Annotated in this window: 13 protein-coding genes; 2 read left to right on the forward strand and 11 right to left on the reverse strand. The window is 50.9% G+C overall.

Annotation, left to right across the window (positions count from 1 at the left end; genetic code table 11):
• Positions 1–54: 54 nt before the first annotated feature.
• The 6 genes from CLV60_RS04285 to CLV60_RS04310 all read right to left on the reverse strand — a co-directional run bounded on the left by CLV60_RS04285 (position 55) and on the right by CLV60_RS04310 (position 10,472).
• Entirely contained in the window at positions 55–663 is a 609-nt protein-coding gene (locus CLV60_RS04285; RefSeq protein ID WP_106594160.1) for a superoxide dismutase, read from the reverse strand.
• Between the two features lie 64 nt (positions 664–727).
• Positions 728–1,180 (reverse strand): nucleoside deaminase, encoded by a 453-nt coding sequence (locus tag CLV60_RS04290; RefSeq protein ID WP_211302187.1) that lies wholly within the window; start codon positions 1,178–1,180, stop codon positions 728–730.
• 71 nt (positions 1,181–1,251) lie between these two features.
• On the reverse strand, positions 1,252–5,169 hold the full coding sequence (locus tag CLV60_RS04295) for an Ig-like domain-containing protein (protein WP_106594161.1): 3,918 nt from the start codon (positions 5,167–5,169) through the stop codon (positions 1,252–1,254).
• 77 nt (positions 5,170–5,246) lie between these two features.
• Positions 5,247–8,306, reverse strand: a complete 3,060-nt coding sequence (locus tag CLV60_RS04300) for a serine hydrolase domain-containing protein (protein WP_106594162.1) — start codon at positions 8,304–8,306, stop codon at positions 5,247–5,249.
• Between the two features lie 174 nt (positions 8,307–8,480).
• Entirely contained in the window at positions 8,481–9,191 is a 711-nt protein-coding gene (locus CLV60_RS04305) for an ATP-binding cassette domain-containing protein (RefSeq protein ID WP_106594163.1), read from the reverse strand.
• A 165-nt stretch (positions 9,192–9,356) separates the two neighbouring features.
• Complete coding sequence (locus tag CLV60_RS04310; RefSeq protein WP_106594164.1) at positions 9,357–10,472, reverse strand: acyltransferase family protein; 1,116 nt, start codon at positions 10,470–10,472, stop codon at positions 9,357–9,359.
• A 232-nt stretch (positions 10,473–10,704) separates the two neighbouring features.
• Here CLV60_RS04310 and CLV60_RS04315 point away from each other — a divergent pair, with 232 nt between their 5' ends.
• Positions 10,705–11,178, forward strand: coding sequence for a hypothetical protein (locus CLV60_RS04315; protein WP_106594489.1), 474 nt, complete (start codon positions 10,705–10,707; stop codon positions 11,176–11,178).
• Positions 11,179–11,292: 114 nt separating this feature from the next.
• Entirely contained in the window at positions 11,293–12,426 is a 1,134-nt protein-coding gene (locus CLV60_RS04320; RefSeq protein ID WP_106594165.1) for an ATP-binding protein, read from the forward strand.
• 34 nt (positions 12,427–12,460) lie between these two features.
• On the opposite strand, the gene CLV60_RS04325 is transcribed toward CLV60_RS04320, so the two are convergent.
• The 5 genes from CLV60_RS04325 to asnS all read right to left on the reverse strand — a co-directional run bounded on the left by CLV60_RS04325 (position 12,461) and on the right by asnS (position 20,138).
• Positions 12,461–14,128, reverse strand: a complete 1,668-nt coding sequence (locus CLV60_RS04325) for a complex I subunit 4 family protein (RefSeq protein WP_106594166.1) — start codon at positions 14,126–14,128, stop codon at positions 12,461–12,463.
• Positions 14,129–14,157: 29 nt separating this feature from the next.
• On the reverse strand, positions 14,158–16,110 hold the full coding sequence (nuoL, locus tag CLV60_RS04330; protein ID WP_106594490.1) for an NADH-quinone oxidoreductase subunit L: 1,953 nt from the start codon (positions 16,108–16,110) through the stop codon (positions 14,158–14,160).
• Between the two features lie 62 nt (positions 16,111–16,172).
• Positions 16,173–17,384 (reverse strand): serine hydrolase domain-containing protein, encoded by a 1,212-nt coding sequence (locus tag CLV60_RS04335; RefSeq protein ID WP_106594167.1) that lies wholly within the window; start codon positions 17,382–17,384, stop codon positions 16,173–16,175.
• Between the two features lie 96 nt (positions 17,385–17,480).
• Complete coding sequence (locus tag CLV60_RS04340; protein ID WP_106594168.1) at positions 17,481–18,614, reverse strand: T9SS type A sorting domain-containing protein; 1,134 nt, start codon at positions 18,612–18,614, stop codon at positions 17,481–17,483.
• Between the two features lie 84 nt (positions 18,615–18,698).
• On the reverse strand, positions 18,699–20,138 hold the full coding sequence (gene asnS / locus CLV60_RS04345) for an asparagine--tRNA ligase (protein WP_106594169.1): 1,440 nt from the start codon (positions 20,136–20,138) through the stop codon (positions 18,699–18,701).
• Between the last annotated feature and the right edge of the window lie 20 nt (positions 20,139–20,158).

Below are 20,158 nucleotides of genomic sequence, written 5' to 3' on the forward strand. Positions count from 1 at the left end.
AAAATTCTGAAAATTTTTTGCGGACTGCAAACCCCTTCGCAAGCCGGAGCTTGATTATTTAGCCGCAGTGTACAGTGCGTCAGCAGCTTTCCAGTCTACAACGTTCCAGTAGGCGTCGATGTAGTCGGGGCGCTTGTTTTGATATTTCAGGTAATATGCGTGCTCCCATACGTCGAGGCCGATCACCGGAGTGCCTTTTACTTCCGCGATGTCCATCAATGGGTTGTCCTGGTTAGGAGTTGAAGTTACAGCGATTTCTCCGCCTTCCTTCACGATCAGCCACGCCCAGCCTGAGCCGAAACGGCCGATTGACGCTTTTTTGAATTCGTCTTTGAATGCCTGGAATGAACCGAATTTCGCAGTGATGGCTTTGCCCAGTTCACCGGTCGGTTCGCCGCCGCCCGTTGACGAGAGTGATTTCCAGAAAAAAGTGTGGTTCCAGTGACCGCCGCCATTGTTGCGTACAGGAGCCGGAGCTTTGCTGATGCCAGCCAAAAGTTCTTCTATGGTTTTGCCTTCCAGCTCAGTGCCCGCTACTGCTGCATTCAGGTTGGTAACATAAGCCTGGTGGTGACGGTCGTGATGTATCTCCATGGTCAATGCGTCGAAGTGGGGCTCCAATGCATTGTTTGCGTAAGGTAAGGGATCCAGTGTAAATGCCATTTTCAGTGTAGTTTAATGATTAATAAAATTGTTTTAACAGATAGGCTAACAGCAGAATGCCGCTTTATGTTCTTAACTCCCTGAAAAATTTGAGGAGTAACTGCTGGGATTCTATTGCCATAATGCCGGTTATGAGCTTGGTTTTCGGGTGTAGAAGGGGCTGGCCGATCCTCGAAAATCCTCGTTTCTCGTCCGTTGCACCTACAACCACGCGCTTCACCTGCGTCCAGTATAGGGCACCCGCGCACATCACGCACGGTTCCAGGGTCACGTAGAGCGTGCAATCGGTGAGGTATTTGGAGCCGAGGTGGTCGGCGGCGGCGGTGATGGCGATCATCTCGGCATGGGCCGTTACGTCGTTGAGCCGCTCGGTCTGGTTATAGCCTCTTCCAATGATCCTGTCTTTGGCGACCACAATGGCTCCCACGGGGATTTCGCCTTCTTCATATGCCTTATGGGCGAGCGCGAGGGCTTCTTCCATAAAGTAGTGGTCCGCAATGTCTGCTTGTATATCCATAGGGCGGTAAAGAAAACGGGACATCCATTGCATTGCAATAAATGTCCCGTAGTATATTATAAAATCAATGATCAGGGCTTCATCACACGTTGGACGGTGGTGAGATTGCCATTCTGGATTCGCAACAGGTAAAGTCCCGAAGGATAGTTAGCGAAATCTACCTCTGTTTTTTGCTGTTTGATAGCCTGGGTCGAACGCGGGCGACCGTTGAGATCAACCACTTCGATTTTCGCTTGCTTTGGCGAAATGGTACCGGTTACTTCCACGGTGCATTTGCCGTTGATCACGGTCGGATAAACTTTCGCCCAATCTGCGGGAGCCGGTGGCTCTACACCCAAAATCGGGTCAACTTGTACTCTCGCTGTGCCTACACCCGTTCCGATGCCGCAACCATTGCTCACCTTGGTGATCGCGTAGGTGGTGGTCGTTTTCGGAGCCAGCTTGAAATTGAAAGGTGTTGCTGTTGCCGTAATCAGCGTATCCTTGGTGCCGTTGTTCAAAGTGATCGTCCACGGTGCTTTTCCGGTGATGTCGGCTTTCAGGTTGGCGGATTCGCCTACGAGAATGGTTTGTGTTCCCGTCAAAGTAGCAACCGGCAGCGGGCTTACATTGATCGTGATCGAGCTCACGCTTCCTTTTACCGTGAAATCGGGATTAGCACCTGAGCTGATTACCCTTACGAAATAGGTCCCGCCTTTGGTGGTGTCGGGGAATGTGGCTGAAATGGAATTCGCTGTCGCCACGGACGCGATCGTATAGAACTTGGCATCCGCATTTTCCTTCGCTACCTGCAATTTAAAGGTATTGCCCGAAGGGAAATCACCCGACTGCTGGAATGGCACTGTAAATGGCTTGCTCGCGCAGATTTCCGAAACGGACGGGCTTCCCGAGTTGATGGTCGGCACTTTTACCGTTACGACCGCCAAACCGTTGATAGTACCTTTACCGCAGGCATTGGAAACTTCGGTAAGGAGGTAGCTCGTAGTGGTGCTTGGCTTAACTTGTACCTGGTGGTCGGCCTGGTCGGTGGTGTCGGTCAATCCGCTAGACAAGATGTAAATCCAAGGCCCGTCGCCGGTGAATTTGATGTTGATGGTAGCAGTCTGTCCGAGATCGATGGTTGGGTTACCCGAAATCGTCGCCGAAGGCAATGACTTGATATGGATCTTGATCTCTTCTTTCGGACTTTCGCAGCCATTAGAGCCCGTTTGCGTCACATAGAAAGAATAATCCTGAACCTTCTCTGTAAACGGCGTAAATGGAATTCCCTGGAAGTCGGTATCATTTGCGCCACGGTACCATTTCAGGATTGAGCCGGTTGCGTCCAGCACCGGAGCTACTTCGTTCTGGCAGTATTCCAAATATGTTTTGGTGGTAGGCTTGGGAGTCGTGTTGATCTTGACATCGATCTTCGCACGATCGCCCGCGCAACCTGCCAGCGTTTGTCCTACATAATAGGAAGTCGTTCCACCCTCAGCGGTCGACGGGGTCGGTGCGTTAGGGCTTGCGGAGCCGCCGGAAGCATTGGTTCCGTACCAGTCCAAAGTCGCATTGGCGGATGGCGTAGCTGTCAGCGGTTTCGCTGCGATAAACTGGCAATATTCGATCAGCGATTGCGAGATACCCGGCAAGCCTGGAAGGGGTTTAACGAGGACTTTCTGCGCCACACGACTGGTGCTTTCGCAGCCTTTGTTGCTCAGTTGGGTTACGTAAAAAGTAGTTTCTTTCGGTTCCTTCAGGTTAATCGAAGGTGTTGCTGTGCTGGCAGTTCCGCCAGTGGTAGCTGTATACCAATTCAGCGTGTTACCTGCTGATGCCTGTGTAGGGAAAGTATAGTTTTTATCCGTGCGCTCCTGGCAGAATTCCTGCGACAATGGGGTTACTCCACCGGGAGTTGCATTGACAGTCACATCCAGCTTCGCGCGTGAGCTTTCGCAGGTAAGGCTTCCATACGTGTTGGATTGCGTAACATAGTAGGAAGTTGTTCCAACGGTCGTGGCAGTAGGTGTCGGAGCTGTGGTTGTTCCTGTTCCGCCGGTTGGCCCCGTATACCATTTGTAAACGGCACCTGAAGGGGTTAGCGCAACCGGTTTCGCGCCAACGCAGTAGTCAAGCGGTGTAACGGTTGGAGCGGCAGGAGTATCTTTAATTACTACATCGATTTTTGCTCGCGGGCCTTCGCACAATCCTGCCGCCGTTTGGCTAACGTAATAGCTGGTAGTGCCCACAGCTGTGGTAACAGGTACAGGGGCGCCAGCCAATGGAGTGCCTCCGCTTTGATTAGTATACCATTTAAGGGCAGTACCTGTCGCAGTCAGAGCTGTTGCGGTAGAGTTCTGGCAGAGGTTTACTGTGGCCGTTACGGTAGGGGCAGTCGATGGATTTTTGACCACAACCGCAACTTCCTTTCTCTGCTGGCTTTCGCAGCCATTTACAGTTTGTGAAACGTAATACCGGGTAGTGCCTGCTGCGGTGGTTACGGGCGTAGGTGTACCGGACAACGCGGTGCCGCCAGAAGGCAACATATACCATTTCAGAGTGCTGCCGGTGGCGGTTAGCGGCGATGCGGTTTCATTTAAACAGTATTCAATCGGCGATGTAGCTGTGGGAGCCGGAGTTTCGTTGATTGTCACTTTGATTTCAGCCCGGGCACTCTCGCATGAACCTACCGTTTGAGATACAAAGTAGCTTTTGATTCCAGCTTCTGAGGTTGACGGGGTCGGAGCGGTGGCAGATCCAGTTCCGCCAGTCGCTTCTGCATACCATTTCAAATTGGTTCCGGTAGCAGTAAGCTTCACCGCTGTGGCGTTAATGCAGTAAGATATGTTGCTCACGCCAGGGGCTGCTGGTGGAGTACATGCCGAAACGATAACATCAATTTTCGCTCTTTCACTTTCACATCCACTGACTGTTTGACTTACGTAATATGAAATAGTTCCGACAGTATTTGTGGAAGGTACGGTAGGAGTTGTTACAGCTGTACCTCCGCTAGCGTTTGGTCCATACCAATTTTGCGTGGCTCCTCCTAGGAAAGTTGCCTGTAAGGCACTTGGTGTGGCGTTCACTACATAATTTACTGGTGTGGTTACCGTTGGTTTTGCCGGTGGTGTACATGCCGAAACGACAACATCAATTTTCGCTCTTTCACTTTCACATCCACTGACTGTTTGACTTACGTAATATGAAATAGTTCCGACAGTATTTGTGGAAGGTACGGTAGGAGTTGTTACAGCTGTACCTCCGCTAGCGTTTGGTCCATACCAATTTTGCGTGGCTCCTCCTAGGAAAGTTGCCTGTAAGGCACTTGGTGTGGCGTTCACTACATAATTTACTGGTGTGGTTACCGTTGGTTTTGCAGGCGGCGCACACGCAGCAACCACAACGTCAATTTTGGCACGCTCGCTTTCGCACCCTGCGGGTTTTTGGGATACATAATAGCTCGTGGTTCCGGCAGCAGCCGTGGATGGCGTTGGCGCAGTCGCAGAGCCAGTTCCACCAGTGGGATCGGTATACCAAAGCAACCCGGTCAAAGGAGTGGCGGATAAAGCCGTCGCAGCATTGCCCTGGGTATAATTTACCGGTGTAACGACGGTCGGTGCAAGAGGAGTTGCATTGATTGGCAACGCAACACTTTCTGAACCGGTAATCTGAATTACTGCCGCGAGTTTGGACACCACGCGAACCTTGTATCCTGCGCCCGCAACGGTACCGGCGGGAATGGTTGCGGCAATCGGTGAAGTAGCGGAAGTGCCGATTTCTACCGGAGTGGCGCTGAACGCACCGGCCGCGTCGGATAGCTGCGCAACAAAGACAACAGCCGGAGCCACAGTGCCCGTAGTGGTGTAGGGAACAGAAATGTCTCCTCCCACGCAAGCAGGTGATGGAGTAATGGTCCCCGTGGTAATCGTAGTTTGTCCGAATGAAGCTGCCAGGCAGAATAGCGTGGCGAAAATGGTAAGGAAACTCTCTTTAATAAATGTTTTTTTCATGTATCTGTCTAAATATCTTTCCGCTAACCTTTTGACTGGTAAAGTTAGAGATATTTTTCAAATACGCTGAAGGTGATTTAAGGAAGCTGGCTTTTCCGTTGAATCAATGAACTGTACACGGCGTCCTGGATTTTTCGGCGTGTACGCTGGGTGGTGATCGCCGTATTTTCGGCGTCGGGATTGACGCGGTTTGATAGAAAAATAAACACGAGGTCTTCCTCCGGATCCACCCACACCATGGTGCCCGTGAAGCCGGTATGGCCAAATGAGTTCACCGAAGCTTGCGGCGAAACGTAGGAACTGTTGCCATCGGCCGGCGCCTTGTCCCAGCCCAGTCCGCGATGATGCGATTCGTCATACATACGCGAGAAGAATGGCACCGTTGCCTGTTCGTAATAGCGTTTTCCGGCGTAATTGCCCTTCCAGAGGTTCATTTGGAGTAAAACAGCCAGGTCGCGGGCGGTACCGAAAAGTCCGGCATGGCCCGAAACGCCACCCATGATGGCGGCCATCTGATCGTGCACGGTTCCTTGCAGCAGTTGCCCGCGGAAACGGTAGTCCTGTTCGGTAGGCGCTATTTGCTTTTCTGGAAAACGGCGCAGCGGGTTGAAGCCGAGGTAAGGCAGTCCAAGCGGCTCGTAAATGTTGGCAGCTACAAAAATATCCAGCGGTTGCGCGGTCACTCTTTCCACGATTTTTTGGAGCGTCAAAAAGCCGAGGTCGCTGTACAAATAGCCGTAGTTACCAGCCCGGTCGCGGCGGTTGTTCATGGGCGATTCCACCACCCATTTCCAGACAGAATCCCGCAATGCGCCTTTGGCAAACAGTTTGGGAGCCACTTGCAGATAGTATGCGGTGTCCTGTTTCGAGCTGTAATATTCAGGCAGTAATCCGCCGGCGCTGGTTTTGGTCCTGTCCCACAGTGATGGGTAGAAAGAGATCAGGCCTGACCGGTGCAGTAGCAGGTCCCGGACGGTGAAGTTCTGTTTGTTGGTCCCTGTCAGCTCCGGGAGGTATTTGGATGCCTTTTCGTCCAGACTGATCTGCTTCCGGTCATAAAGCAGCATCACAGCCTGCAATGTGGCCGAAACCTTTGTGAGCGAAGCCAGGTCATAAATCGTTTCGGGCGTAACGCGGTCATTGGTACGGTAGCTCAGCCCGCCGAATTGTTTTTCATAAATGATCTTGCCCTGTCTGGCCACCAATATCTCACAACCTGGGAAAACATGGTCATTCACCGCCGCCGTAGCGATTTCGTCGATTTTTTTAAGCGAAATACCATCCATCCCCACGCTTTCCGGTGTGCCGAATGCAATGCGGTTGATGGAAGTAGTGCTCACGCCTGCACCCGTTTTGTAAGCCAATACCGACACGGGAAGGCGGCCTTTCGAGCTCAATGCGCCGAAAATAATCTGCGGCACGATCTCCTGCTGATCCTTCCCGTCCTGGCTCGCGCAGATCAGCGCATCGGTGGCGGGGAAGTACTGAATGGCGTAAGGCGTGCCGAAGAGACATAGAATGACTTTCTTGTTCTGCTGTTTGAGCTGGTTCACAAAATCGACCATGCCCGTGGTAACGCCATAGTTACGGCCCGGCTTGGAGCTGATACCGTGAATGTCGACGATAATGGTATTGTAAGGTTCCAGGTAACCCAGCATTTCGGTGATCTGCTCCTGCGACGACGGCCCGTCGTAAAACGAGTAGTTACGCATGGGTTTGTAGGTCGAAAGCATTTTCTGGAACGCCGTGCTGCTGCCTTCTCCAATGCTGACCGACGCGATATTATTGTCGATTACAGAGCCGATCGGGAGCAGGTTATTGTCGTTTTTCACGACGGTCACGGCAGCCTCGCACAACTCGCGGTAGAGTTCCTTGCTCTTTTCGCTATTCAGGTCGGAGTATAGATTGTTAATGTCAATAGGCTGGTATTTGCTCAACCCGGCCCAGTATTTGGCTTGCAAAATACGTTTGACCTTATCATCGATGATCTTCTCGCTGATCTGTTTTGTGTTAATAGCGTCCTTGATGCGCGCCACCGTCTCCGCAATGCTTTCGGGGTAAAGCAACACGTCGTTGCCTGCAACCAGTGCTTTGAGGTTTACATCGGCAGGTTTGCCGTTTTTGAGTACACCACGCATATTCATCGCATCGGTAAATACCAGCCCGCGGAAGCCGAGGTCTTTGCGCAGTAAGCCATTTACGACCTTATCCGAAAGGGAGCTGGCCTGGTTGGGTGTGTTATCCAACGCTGGAATGTACAAATGGGCATTCAGAACGCCCATAAGGCTGTCCGCAATCATCTCCCGGTAAGGGTAGAGGTCGGTGTTATTGAGTTGTTCCAAAGAGTGCGTCAGTACCGGCAATGTGAAATGCGAATCTGCATCCGTATCACCGTGACCGGGGAAATGCTTGGCCGTGGCGATAATGCGGTTGTGCTGCAAGCCCTTCATGTAGGCGATCGACTTCCGTGCGACATTCTCTTTGTCCTCACCGAACGAACGTATACCGATTACCGGATTGGCCGCATTGCTGTTCACATCCGAAACCGGCGCGAAGTTGATCTGAATGCCGAGGCGCTTGCACTGACGTGCGATATCGTCGCCCATGCGGTAAATCAGCTGATCGTCCTGAATCGAGCCGAGCACCATTTGTTTCGGGAAGGAAATCGTGCTATCGAGGCGCATGCCGAGGCCCCATTCGCCGTCGATACCAATGAAAAGCGGGATATTCGAGTGCGATTGGTAGCGGTTGGTAAGCTGCGCTTGTCCGACCGGGCCGCCCTGGAAGAATATCAGGCCGCCGATCTGGTAGTCGTTGATCAGCTTGTCAATGTATTTGTAATGGGATTCGTCACGGTTCGAGAAGGTCGCCACCATGAAGAGCTGGCCGATTTTCTGCTCGATGCTCAGGGATTTGAGGGTGCTGTCTACCCATTGGTTTTCGGGGAGGACAATAACCGGGTCGCGGTGCTTTTTAGGGGCTTTTTGCTTCGGTTCGAAAACGGCAACAGGCACAGGGTTGACAGCCACTGTTTTGACCGTCATCATTTTCCACGCAACAGAGGCCATGGAGGTGAGCACTACCAGCGCCACTACAATCACTACAACACGAAACCGGCCGAACCACCAATTTTTCATACCTGAAAACACTGACTTAACGAGGGAATGTTAGGTTTTACAACTTCAACAACTGATTATCAAAAGTTACAATAATAACAATTTTCCGGCGCTTTGAGTCCTGCAAAATATCGTTTTAATGCAATTCTAATATTTGCCTGGCCGAATATCGTCTTGGTAATTACTGTCGGAACATTAAACTTGCTGCGTAAGCTTTTTGAAAATATCTTCCAGTGAATCGCCCGTTTCACGCAACGCCTGCAATGAGCTGTCACTTACCACTTTTCCCTTATTAATGATGATCACGCGGTCGCACAATGCTTCTACCTCCTGCATAATGTGTGTGGAGAAAAGTACGGTTTTGTCTTTGCCGGCCGTGCGTATTACTTCGCGGATCTCCTGGATTTGATTGGGGTCGAGGCCGGTCGTAGGCTCGTCGAGGATCAGCACATCCGGATTGTGCAAAAACGATTGCGCTAAGCCTACCCGCTGCCGGTAACCTTTCGAAAGCTGCCCGATTTTTTTCTTGCGCTCCGGTTCCAGCCCGCACATCGCAATCAGTTCGTCGACCCGCGCATTCAATGCGGCGCCATGCATTCCGTATAGTTTCCCCGAAAAAAGCAGGAACTCCGTCACGTACATATCCAGGTAGAGCGGGTTATGCTCGGGTAGGTACCCAATGGCCCTGCGTGCCGGCATAGGCTGCTGTATCACATCGAAATCCGAAACTTTGGCCGCGCCCTCGGTAGGTTTGAGGTAACCCGTCAGAATTTTCATAGTAGTCGATTTTCCCGCCCCGTTGGGACCCAGGAAACCTACGATTTCGCCCTTTTTGAGGGTAAATGAAATCCCATCGACCGCGCGCTGCGTTCCGTAAACCTTCGTCAGATTGGTGACTTCGATCATGCTTAATTTTGAATGATTGAATGATTGAATAAAGGAGTCATGAATTGTCATGTATGGTCATGTGTCTTTTTTTTCTGGCATAATAGGCTATTCCTGACTACCACCTGACCATTCTTGATTACCCCTTGACTACAAATGACCATTCCTGACCACTCTTGACATCAATTATACTTTCAAGAATAACTTGTTGCGGTAAAGTAAATACATAAACGCCCATTGTACCGCGATAAATGCAATTACTTCACCCACCATTTCCACCGAATGCGGGAAATAGCTGAGCAGGCCGCCGAACAACGCACGGGCCGTATAGCCGAAGTCGATGAACCGGCCAACCATGTAAATCACAATCGAATTCATGCCTATTACCACGAAAAACAGCGTCCATTTGCGGTAATTGAGCACGTCGACGATCCAGTAAAACAACGCCAGCAGCAAAGTGCTGAACCCGCCTGCGCAGAGCACGAACGAGCTCGTCCAGAGGTTTTTGTTAATCGGGAAAAAGTAATCCCACACGAGGCAGACGAGCAGACTGACGATTCCTGCGAAAACCAGGTAGGTAACTTTACTTTTTTGAGAGATGACTTCACCGCTCGTACGCAGCAGCTCGCCCGCAAAAATGCCCATCAACCCGGTGGCAATGGCCGGAATGGTCGAAACGAGTCCTTCCGGATCGTGGATGGTGAGGTGCAAGCGGCCCGGGATCAACATTTTGTCGATGTAGCTGGCCGGGTTGCAATCGATGGTCAGCATGCCGGCGCCGCAGCCCGGTACGGGGTAGAACATCATGAACAGGTAATAGCCGATCAGCAACCCGCCGAACCAGATCCAGCGTGCGCGGTAGCCGAAATAGAGGTAAATAATCTGTGCGAACATGCCCGCGAGCCCGATGCGTGCGAGTACGCTCGGGTAGCGCATCTGCGACCATTCCGTTTCGAAGAGGCCGTTGTTATAAACGATCCCTAAAATGACGAGGATAATGCCGCGCTGGATCACCTTGCGGATCAGCTGCGACGGCGGTACGCCTTTTTCGAGGCGGCTTCCGAGTGAGAAGGGTGTCGAAACACCTGCCATGAAGAGAAATGTGGGGAAAATGAGGTCGTAAGCCCGGAAACCATTCCAATCGGGGTGGGTAAACTGGTGAGCCAGGAATATCGCCCACGACCAGCCGGTCGCTTTGGCGAGCACATGGAAAATTTCTTCGCCACCCGAAATCCAGAACATATCAAAACCACGCAACGTATCCAGGGACAATAACCTTTGTGAAGGAGCACTATCTTTCATCTGACAAAACAGGGTGTAGGGAAATAAAATTTGGAAAATAGAATGGAGTTTGAAATAAAACCAATAGCAACTACTGTAAAGATTGCAAAAAATACCATCCGTGCTCCTGCACAAAACCATATTTATTTGAATAAGCCTAAAACTCTGGGAGATAATGAAAAAAGAGGAGCATTATATACTACCGCTTCCAAATGCCGTTATAAGCATCGAATTTTTAACCCATTATCACCCCATGAAAAGAATCCTGACGCTGACCTTCGCCCTCGGCCTGTTATTAGGCAGCTTTGTAACTTCCAGCTCATTCGCTCAAAACCGCCGTGGAGACGGTCGCCGTGAAGACGGTCGCCGTGAAGACGGCAAACGATGGAGCGAGGTTCGCCGGGATGACGACGCTTTCCAAAACGACGAGACGGTCACCAACAGCAAGCTCAACAACCGGCGCCTCGAAAAGAACATGGACAAGTACGCGGACCAGCTTCAACTCACAAAGCGTCAGCAGAAACAGCTCAAAAAGATAGACCGCCGTTACGCCAGAATGGAAAGGAAAATGAAGCGCCGCGGCGATAACAAACGCAGCGATCGCCGCCGCCTCGCAGAAGAAAAGCGTCTCGAAATCATTGAAGTACTAACCCCCGACCAGCAGCAGACGCTGGAAGCATTGTCGAAGAAGGGAAGGTTTAGTTTGGATCAGTTGTTCGGGAGGTAGTCCAGAATCTCCGGTCGGATCATAATAATTTAGGATTCAAATCCAGAGTAATCATAATATTTTTGGAATTGAATCCTTAAATATCATAATTTTATTGGAATCAACTCCTGAATTATGATAATAAGAAGTCAACAAGATGCTGCATTAGCTTATCTCTTTAAAGGGAAAGCCCTTATTATCTATGGCCCCAGGCAAGCGGGTAAAACCACATTCTCGGAACAACTGCTTAAAATTGTTGCTAGAAAGACGTTGAGACTCAATGGTGATGACGCAGATATACGGGAAGCGTTTCTCCGGCCGAATGCCACGCTCATCGAAAGGATCATCGGGGACAACGAAATTGTGTTCATCGATGAAGCACAGCGAATCCAGGATGTCGGGCTTGTGATCAAGATTATTGTTGATCGATTTAAGCATGTGCAGGTGATCGCGACGGGCTCTTCGTCATTTGAATTGGCTGGCAATATCAATGAACCACTCACCGGTAGGCGGTACGAAATGCAGTTGCTTCCCATTTCATATGAGGAATTGGTCAAATACACAGATTACCTCACTGAACAACGGCTTTTGGAACAACGGCTGATTTATGGCTCGTACCCGGAAATCGTCACCGATCCCGTGAATGCCGAAAAGCATCTTAAACTAATTGCTAACAGCTATTTGTATAAAGATTTGCTAGTGCTCGAACAGATCAAAAAGCCTGTTTTGCTGGAAAAAATCGTCAAAGCGATTGCATTGCAGGTGGGGAGCGAGGTGAGCGTTACAGAAATCGGGCGGTTGGTCCAGGCAGACAACAAGACCGTGGAAAAGTACATCGATCTGCTAGAAAAGGCATTTGTACTCTTCACCGTTCCCGCATATTCAGGGAATGTGCGGAACGAGATCAAAAAGGGGCGTAAGATTTACTTTTACGACAACGGGATCATCAATGCGGTTATCAATAATTTCAACCCTATACAAAACAGGAACGACGTCGGGGCGCTGTGGGAAAATTATATTATCAGTGAGCGGAAGAAACTTCTCAATTCGAAAGAGCTTGATGCAAGGATCTATTTCTGGCGGACAACCCAGCAGCAGGAAGTTGATTATATTGAAGAGGTTAAAGGTCAAATACGGGCCGTGGAGTTCAAATGGAACCCAGATGCGACGGCACGTGTCCCTGCCACTTTCCTAAACAACTACCCAAACTCGAAGACAGAACTGGTAACCCCGGCAAACAGAGATCAATTCCTGACAAAAACGGACTGACTATACTTGACCACAACTGACCACTCCTGACCATTTACTTCAACCGTTCCAACCAAGCCTCAACGGTCGGACCTGATAGATCGAATAACAACCCCGGTAATATCCCTACCAGGATGGTCAAAATCACCAGTGGTACCAGCATGAGCGTTTCGCGACGGGTGAGGTCGGTAAGTACTTGCGTGGTGGCGTTTTTGTACCAGAATGAACTGAAAAACATCCGCTGGTAGGTCCATAGGAAGTAGCCGGCGGCCAGGACGATGCCAAGCGTGGATACTGCCGGAATCCAGACGGGCAGGGCATCGGACTGGAATGCGCCCATAAGAGTGAACAATTCGCCAACGAAGCCCGAGAAACCCGGAAGGCCGAGCGAGGCGAAGAATGCAATGCCGGTGACGACGGTGTATTGCGGCATGACGGTGATCAGACCGCGGTAATGATCGATGCGGCGGTCGTGGGTGCGGTCGTAGAGTACGCCGGTGAGCAAGAAGAGCATCGCCGACAATATGCCATGGCTAACCATCTGGTAAATGGCGCCATTGAAGCCTTCGGGCGTGAATGCGGCGATCCCGAGTAATACGAAGCCCATGTGCGAAACCGACGAGTAGGCGATCAGCTTTTTCAGATCGCTTTGGCCCAATGCATTGAAACCACCGTAAACGATCGAAATCATCCCCAGAATGGCGAGCGGAATGGCGCTGTACAAGGCTTCGGCCGGGAAGAAACCATCGACGATCCGGATGAAACCATAACCACCGATTTTAAGCAAAATACCTGCGAGCACGACGGATATGGGCGTAGGCGCTTCCACGTGCGCGTCGGGCAGCCACGTGTGCACGGGCACGACGGGCAGTTTTACCGCGAACCCGATAAAGAGGAACCAGAACGCGAGCAGGCGCACCGGAATGTCGGCGATGAAAAACTCCGAAGCAGCGCTCAGGATCGAACCGGGAATGTAGTTGCCGGGGTCGGCCAGGTAGGTGAAACGGAATGTATGGATGAGTTGCTCCGGTGCGATTTTTCCGTCAAAAAGCCATTGCTGTATCTGCGGGATCATATCGGGATGTACCACGTCTTCGGGGCCGATGAGGCCTACCATGCGTGCGGTTTCGACCGGATCGATCACCGAAAGGTAGAGACCGATCATAACGATCAGGATCAGCAAGGAGCCGAGGAATGTGTAAATAAAGAATTTCAATGCAGCATATTCCCGCCGCGGGCCGCCCCAGAGGCCGATGAGGAAGTACATCGGCAGGAGCATAAATTCGAAGAACAGGTAAAACAGGAAGAAATCCTGCGCCAGAAAACAGCCCATTACACTTCCGCTGAGCAGGAGGTAAAGGCCAAAGTATGCCCTCGATTTGTGATTGACATTCCACGAACTGACAACGCCCGCCAGCAATACCACCACAGCCAGCAGCACCAGCGGAAAGCTGATCCCGTCAACAGCCAATGCATAATCAATGGAAACAACACCCAGCGAACCGATCGGCAGGGTAATCCAGTCTCTGACTTCGGAGAGTTGCAGTGCAGCGTTCTGACTATTGAATGACAAATACGATACTGCAACCACCACTACTTCCAGCAGCAATGCTACCAGCGCGATAAGCCGGAAATTGTGCTGGCTATCGACCGGCCAGAATGCGACGGCAGCTGCGCCCAGTAACGGTATGGCAATTAAGAAGGTGAGTATATGATCAATCATCAAGCATTAATTTAACCGGCGGGGCTGCATTACATCGCAACCAGCCACAATATCAACAAAAAGACGCCCATTACCGTCACGATGTAATACGACTGTATCCGACCGCTCTGCATATTCCGCGCGGCCTGGCCGGCTGAGCGGATGGAGAATACGGTGAGGTGTACCGCGCCATCGACAAACATCCTATCGAACCAGGCGATGAAGTGACCGAACACCAGGCTACCTTTGGCAACCAGATCGACAAGGGCGTCGACAATATTTTTTTCGAAGGCTTTGAGATACCTCGCAATCAGTTCGAAGGGAATGAGGAAATAACGCTCATTGGAATAACCGCGCAACCAGTTGAGCGGGCTTTGCACAGGCTCGCCGGCTGGTATCGGGTCATGCACTTTGAATGGATTCTCAGCATTGGATTCGCGGTAAGCCAGGAAAATCGAAACGAACGTAACGGCACTCGCTACGAATGGTACCCAAGTCAAATGCTCGCCATGTTCCTTCCCGATCCAGTGCAGGAACCACCCTTCGGCATTAAATGGATTAATCGAAAACCAGAAGAACAGCGACAACGCCGAAAGCAACGCCATTGGTAACCACATGGCCACCGGCGACTCATGCGGGTGTACGCTCGCGGGGAAGCGTTTCTCTCCAAAAAATACCAGCCAAACCTGACGCGTCATGTAAAATGCGGTTAACCCTGCCGATGCGATGACCAGCACTGGGAATAAGTAGCCCAACGCACCAAATTCCGAAGCCCAGAAGAAACCTTCCGTGATAATGGCATCCTTGGAAAGGAAGCCCGAAAAGAACGGTAAACCCGCCAACGCAGCCGCGCAAATCAGGTAGCAAATAAATGTAATAGGCAATGCCTTGCGCAGACCGCCCATGGCGCGCATATCCTGCGGGTCATAACCAGGCAATTCATTGCCTGGACTCACGGCGTGGATAACCGACCCTGCCGAAAGGAACAAGCCTGCTTTAAAGAATGCGTGCGTTGCCAAATGGAACAATGCCGTTTGCCAGCTTCCGAAACCCACAGCCATGACCATTAAGCCAAGCTGTGACATCGTAGAATAGGCCAGGACTTTCTTGATATCCCAACCCTTTAATGCTTTCACGGCGCCGGTAACCATGGTAATGGCCCCGATGATGAGAATTACCAATCGGGCGTCGATAGTGAGCAAAAAGGATATTCTTGCCAAAAGGAAAATACCAGCAGCCACCATCGTAGCGGCGTGAATCAATGCAGAAACGGGGGTAGGTCCTTCCATTGCATCAGGCAACCACCCCGACAGCGGGAATTGCGCCGATTTGCCCACACAACCGCCGAAAAGGCAAATGCCGATAGCAGTGAGTATGCCCGGCGGAATGGTGCCGATTTCGAGGGAAAGCACTTCAAAGTCCGTAGAACCGATATAGTAGAAGAGCATCAAAATACCCGTCAGAAAGGCGGCATCACCAATGCGGTTGAGCACAAATGCCTTCTGCGCTGCCCACACCGGTCTTTTTTGGGTATACCAAAAACCAATCAGCAGGTAGGACGATAGCCCCACAAGCTCCCAGAAAATGTACATCACCAGCAAACTGCCGGAGAGCACAATGCCGAGCATCGAAAAAAGGAAGAGCTGAATGAATGCAAAATAGCGGTTTACATTCCGGTCGTCGTGCATGTAGGCCGTCGAAAACAGCTGCACGAGCAATGCCACGAAATGCACGATGACGAGCATCATCGCGGACAGCGTATCGAAACGGAAGGAAAGATCAATAGGATGGCTGCCGATGGTAAGCCAGTGAAACCGGATGTAGTGGTTGGCCCCCGGGTCAGCGGAGGTTAAACTGACGAACAGTCCCGCCGCAGTAACCAATACCCCGATCCAGCCTGCGAATTTATTTAGACTTTTTCCACCAATCCACAGCAACAAAAAGCACGAAAACGGCAAGCCCAACAGCAAATAAGCAGGTAAGTGGAATGCGGTGTCGGGCATAAGTGCGGGAATGCGTTTAATTTCGGCAAATATCCTGAATTCGCGGCCGAATTCAAACAATGCTAGATGTCTTTCTCAATATCGTCGATCTTCACAGCGCCGTGGACAACTTCCAGCAGTTCGCGCAGGTCGTACGTGGAGCGGTTATACGTATTGCCGAGGACAATGATCACCGCGTCGTCTTCGGGGCACACCCATAGCATGGTGTTATAGCCCTTCCACCAGCCACCATGGTAAATAAACCGCGGTGTATGATCCTCCTTGATGTGCATCCGGAAACCGTAACCATAATTGCGGATACCATCGCGTTCGAAGCTGCGGGGCTTGAATGCCTCGTCGAGCATTTTCTTTTCGAGGATCAGACCCTTGGTGAGGCCATTGTAGAACCGGTAAATGTCCAGCGTGGTCGAATAAAGGCCTTTGTCTCCAACGACATCATCGTAGTAATCCTTTTCCAGCCTGCGCCCGTACTGGTGTCCGTCGGTGCGGTTTTTTGTAGCGGCAATGGTCGTGTCGGTTACCAGGTAGGTATTTTGCATGCCCAACGGCGTGAAAATCTGGCTGTTCAGGTATTTCCCGAACGAATCTCCCGTCACTTTTTCGACGATTGCGGCCAGGACGCAGTAATTGGTATTGCAATAGTTGAACGAACGGCCCGGGCGATTGTAGGGCGTCGGGGTAGGCACCACTTTGGCATACCAATCCATGATTCTGAGGTTATCCGGATACTTCCGGCCATGGCGAACACTGTCGTTGAATGAATAGATGTAATTCGGCAGTCCGCTGCGGTGGCTGAGCAGCATATCGACTTTCACGCCGTGATAGGGGAAATCGGGGAAAAAGCGCTGCACCGAATCGTCGAGCGCCACACGGCCTTCCTGGATAAGTTTCAAGACCGCTACCGCCGTAAATGGCTTTGAGAGCGACGCCAGCTGAAAACGGGAGTCGGCCGTGAGCGTGTCTTTCGCCTTCATATGCGCGAAGCCGAAGGAATTCCGGTAAAGTATTTTGCCTTTTTGAACGACGAGCACATTGCCGTTGAAGCCGGCGTTGCGCTTGCGCCTGAAAATGTCCTCGATCTTCGCGATTTTCTCCGCTGTTTCGGCATCAGGATTCGTTACCGGTACGGGATCGAGGTTTTTGACAGACTTGCCAGACACGGCCACGTCCGGGGAATCGGCTTTGTTTTTTCTGACTAATCCCCAGGAGATCAACAAAATAACCAGGACGGCAATCGCCATCCACCACACTTTCGGCTGCACTTTTTTCAACATAGGCTTTTGGCCTTTAATAATCGGAACGTTGCCATGCTAACGACGGATCGAAAGCATTTTCTATACTTTACTCTTACAAATTAAGCGCAGAATGCCTTACGGAACCAACACTTTCAAATGTTCTTTTCGACCATCCTTTTCATACATAACAAAATAAATGCCAGAAATGAGCGCACGTATAGGGATAAGATGAATGTATCCGCGGGCGCCGTCTTCGCGCCGGAATGGGACAGGAGTACCCCAGGATGTGAATAAAGCCAGTGCCGCATCACGACTGTCGGGTACTACGAGGGTAATGCGTTGGGAAGTAGCAGGATTAGGGGCGATCCGGATGTCGGCTGTTATCAATGGGTTTAAAACTGAAATTGGTTTGCAGGTAGTGAAGCGCCCGTCCTGATCTACCAGTTTCAACCTGTAATAACTGGTCCTTGCCGGTGGATCAATGTCCATGAAGGAATAGGAGGTTCGCCCGGTGGTTTCGCCGGAGGCGGCTATTGTTCCAACCCCGGTGAAGTTTTTCATATCGCTGCTTCGCTCAATCACAAATTCGCTGCTATGCTTTTCCCATGCAGTTTCCCATTCCAATGCGGTCTGCCCGTTTTCCGAATGGCCTTTAAAATACGTAATGTCAACCGGCAGGATAATAGCCTGTACATCGCCATTCACGGAGATTTCATCAAACCATAATGTGCCGTAAATGTCAATCGAATTGTAGGCGTAAATACGGAGTGTGAAGGTGTTGTTCGAAAGGTTTGTGAAGCTCACCGGGATGTTGTAAGTATTGAATGTCCCGTTGTTGCTGATCACGAATGCATTCAGGTCGGCCGCGAAGCCATCCATACTCGTTCGGACTTTGATGCTGTTGGGGCCGTTATTCGAGCGGCGGAGGCGGAAACCGATGGAGGTAATGTCGTATTTAAATGAGTTGGCCGTAAAAGTGAACTCCATGTACCGCGAATTGGAGAATATTACTGGCCAGGGCCTGATAATGTAGCCAACTACAATGGCGCCGCCGCTGCTGTAAACGGTGGGCAATGTAAATGTGTTGGGCCCGCCGGCGAGCATAGCGTCGGTTGGAGCGAAATTGGCATGGTCCGAAACCCCGGCCTGGGTGTAATCCATCGTCCATTTGACATGGAACGGCTCCTGCGCATTTGCATTCAAAACAAAAAGCAGTACTGCGGCCACGGCCACAATACTGCTCTCAAAGAATGGTATGTTCCTTTTCATGTGCGTGTTGTTTAAAGTAAAACTTACACTTACTGCTTTACTTTTTACGTAAAGCCATGAAAAAGGTAACAGCTTGTAGAATAATTAAAATTCTGCGCTCTTAGGGTAACGAGGGAACGGGATCACGTCGCGGATGTTACCCATGCCGGTTACGAATTGTACGAGGCGTTCGAAGCCCAGACCAAAGCCCGAATGCGGCGCGGTTCCGAACTTGCGGGTTTCGAGATACCACCACAGGTTTTCAGGATCGATACCGATCTCCTTCACGCGGCCGAGCAGTTTCTCATAGCTTTCTTCGCGCTGACTACCGCCGATGATCTCGCCGATGCCGGGGAACAATACGTCCATCGCACGCACGGTTTTACCGTCCTCATCGAGTTTCATGTAGAATGATTTGATCTCGCGCGGGTAGTTGGTGAGGATCACCGGTTTTTTGAAATGCTTCTCCACCAGGTAACGCTCATGCTCGCTCGACAAATCAATGCCCCAGCCAGTCACCGGGAACTGGAATTTGCCTTCTTTTTGCGGCTTCGATTTCAACAAGATCTCGATCGCTTGGGTATAAGTCAGCCTTTCGAACGGGTTATCCACCACAAATGCCAGTTTTTCCAGCAATGGCAGTGAGCGCTCGTTCTGTGGCTTGTTCTTTTCTTCTTCTGTCAGGCGGTTTTGGAGGAAATTCAAATCGTCCTTGCAGTTGATCAATGCATAAGTGATCACTTTTTTGACAAAATCCTCTGCCAGGTCCATGTTGTCTTCCAGCTCGAAAAACGCCATTTCCGGCTCGATCATCCAGAATTCCGCGAGGTGGCGGGTGGTGTTGGAGTTTTCCGCACGGAATGTCGGACCGAAAGTATAAATCTTTGAAAGCGCCATCGCGCCCAGCTCGCCTTCCAGCTGGCCGGAAACGGTCAGGTTAGCCTCACGACCGAAAAAGTCTTCTTTGAAATTGATCGCTCCTTCTTCCGTACGCGGCAGGTTGTTCAGGTCGAGCGTCGTCACGCGGAACATTTCGCCCGCACCTTCGGCATCGGAAGCGGTAATAACCGGCGTGTGCAGGTAGAAAAAGCCTTTTTCATTGAAATACTGGTGCACTGCGAATGCCAATGCGTGGCGGATACGCAGGATCGCGCTGAACGTGTTTGTGCGAGGGCGCAGGTGGGCGATCTCGCGCAGGAATTCCAGTGAATGCTTTTTGGGCTGCAACGGATATTCCTCAGGGTCAGCCGTTCCGTACACCTCGATGTCGGTAATTTTCACCTCCACTGTCTGTCCCGCACCTTGCGACGCGATCAGCTGGCCGGTTACTTTAAGGCATGACCCGGTGGTTACTGTCAGGAGCAGTTCGGCAGAAAACTGACCGGGTTCAGCCACTGCCTGGATATTATTGATGGTCGACCCGTCATTCAACGCGATGAAAATCGCGTTTTTGCTTTCTCTTTTTGTTCTTACCCAGCCCTTTACGACAACCGATTGGTTTTCAGGCGCAGTCTGTAAAATGTCTTTGATTTGCAACGGTCCCATTTTGTTCAATTCAATCTTTA

It is taken from the genome of Dyadobacter jiangsuensis, from assembly GCF_003014695.1.
Taxonomy (GTDB): domain Bacteria; phylum Bacteroidota; class Bacteroidia; order Cytophagales; family Spirosomataceae; genus Dyadobacter; species Dyadobacter jiangsuensis.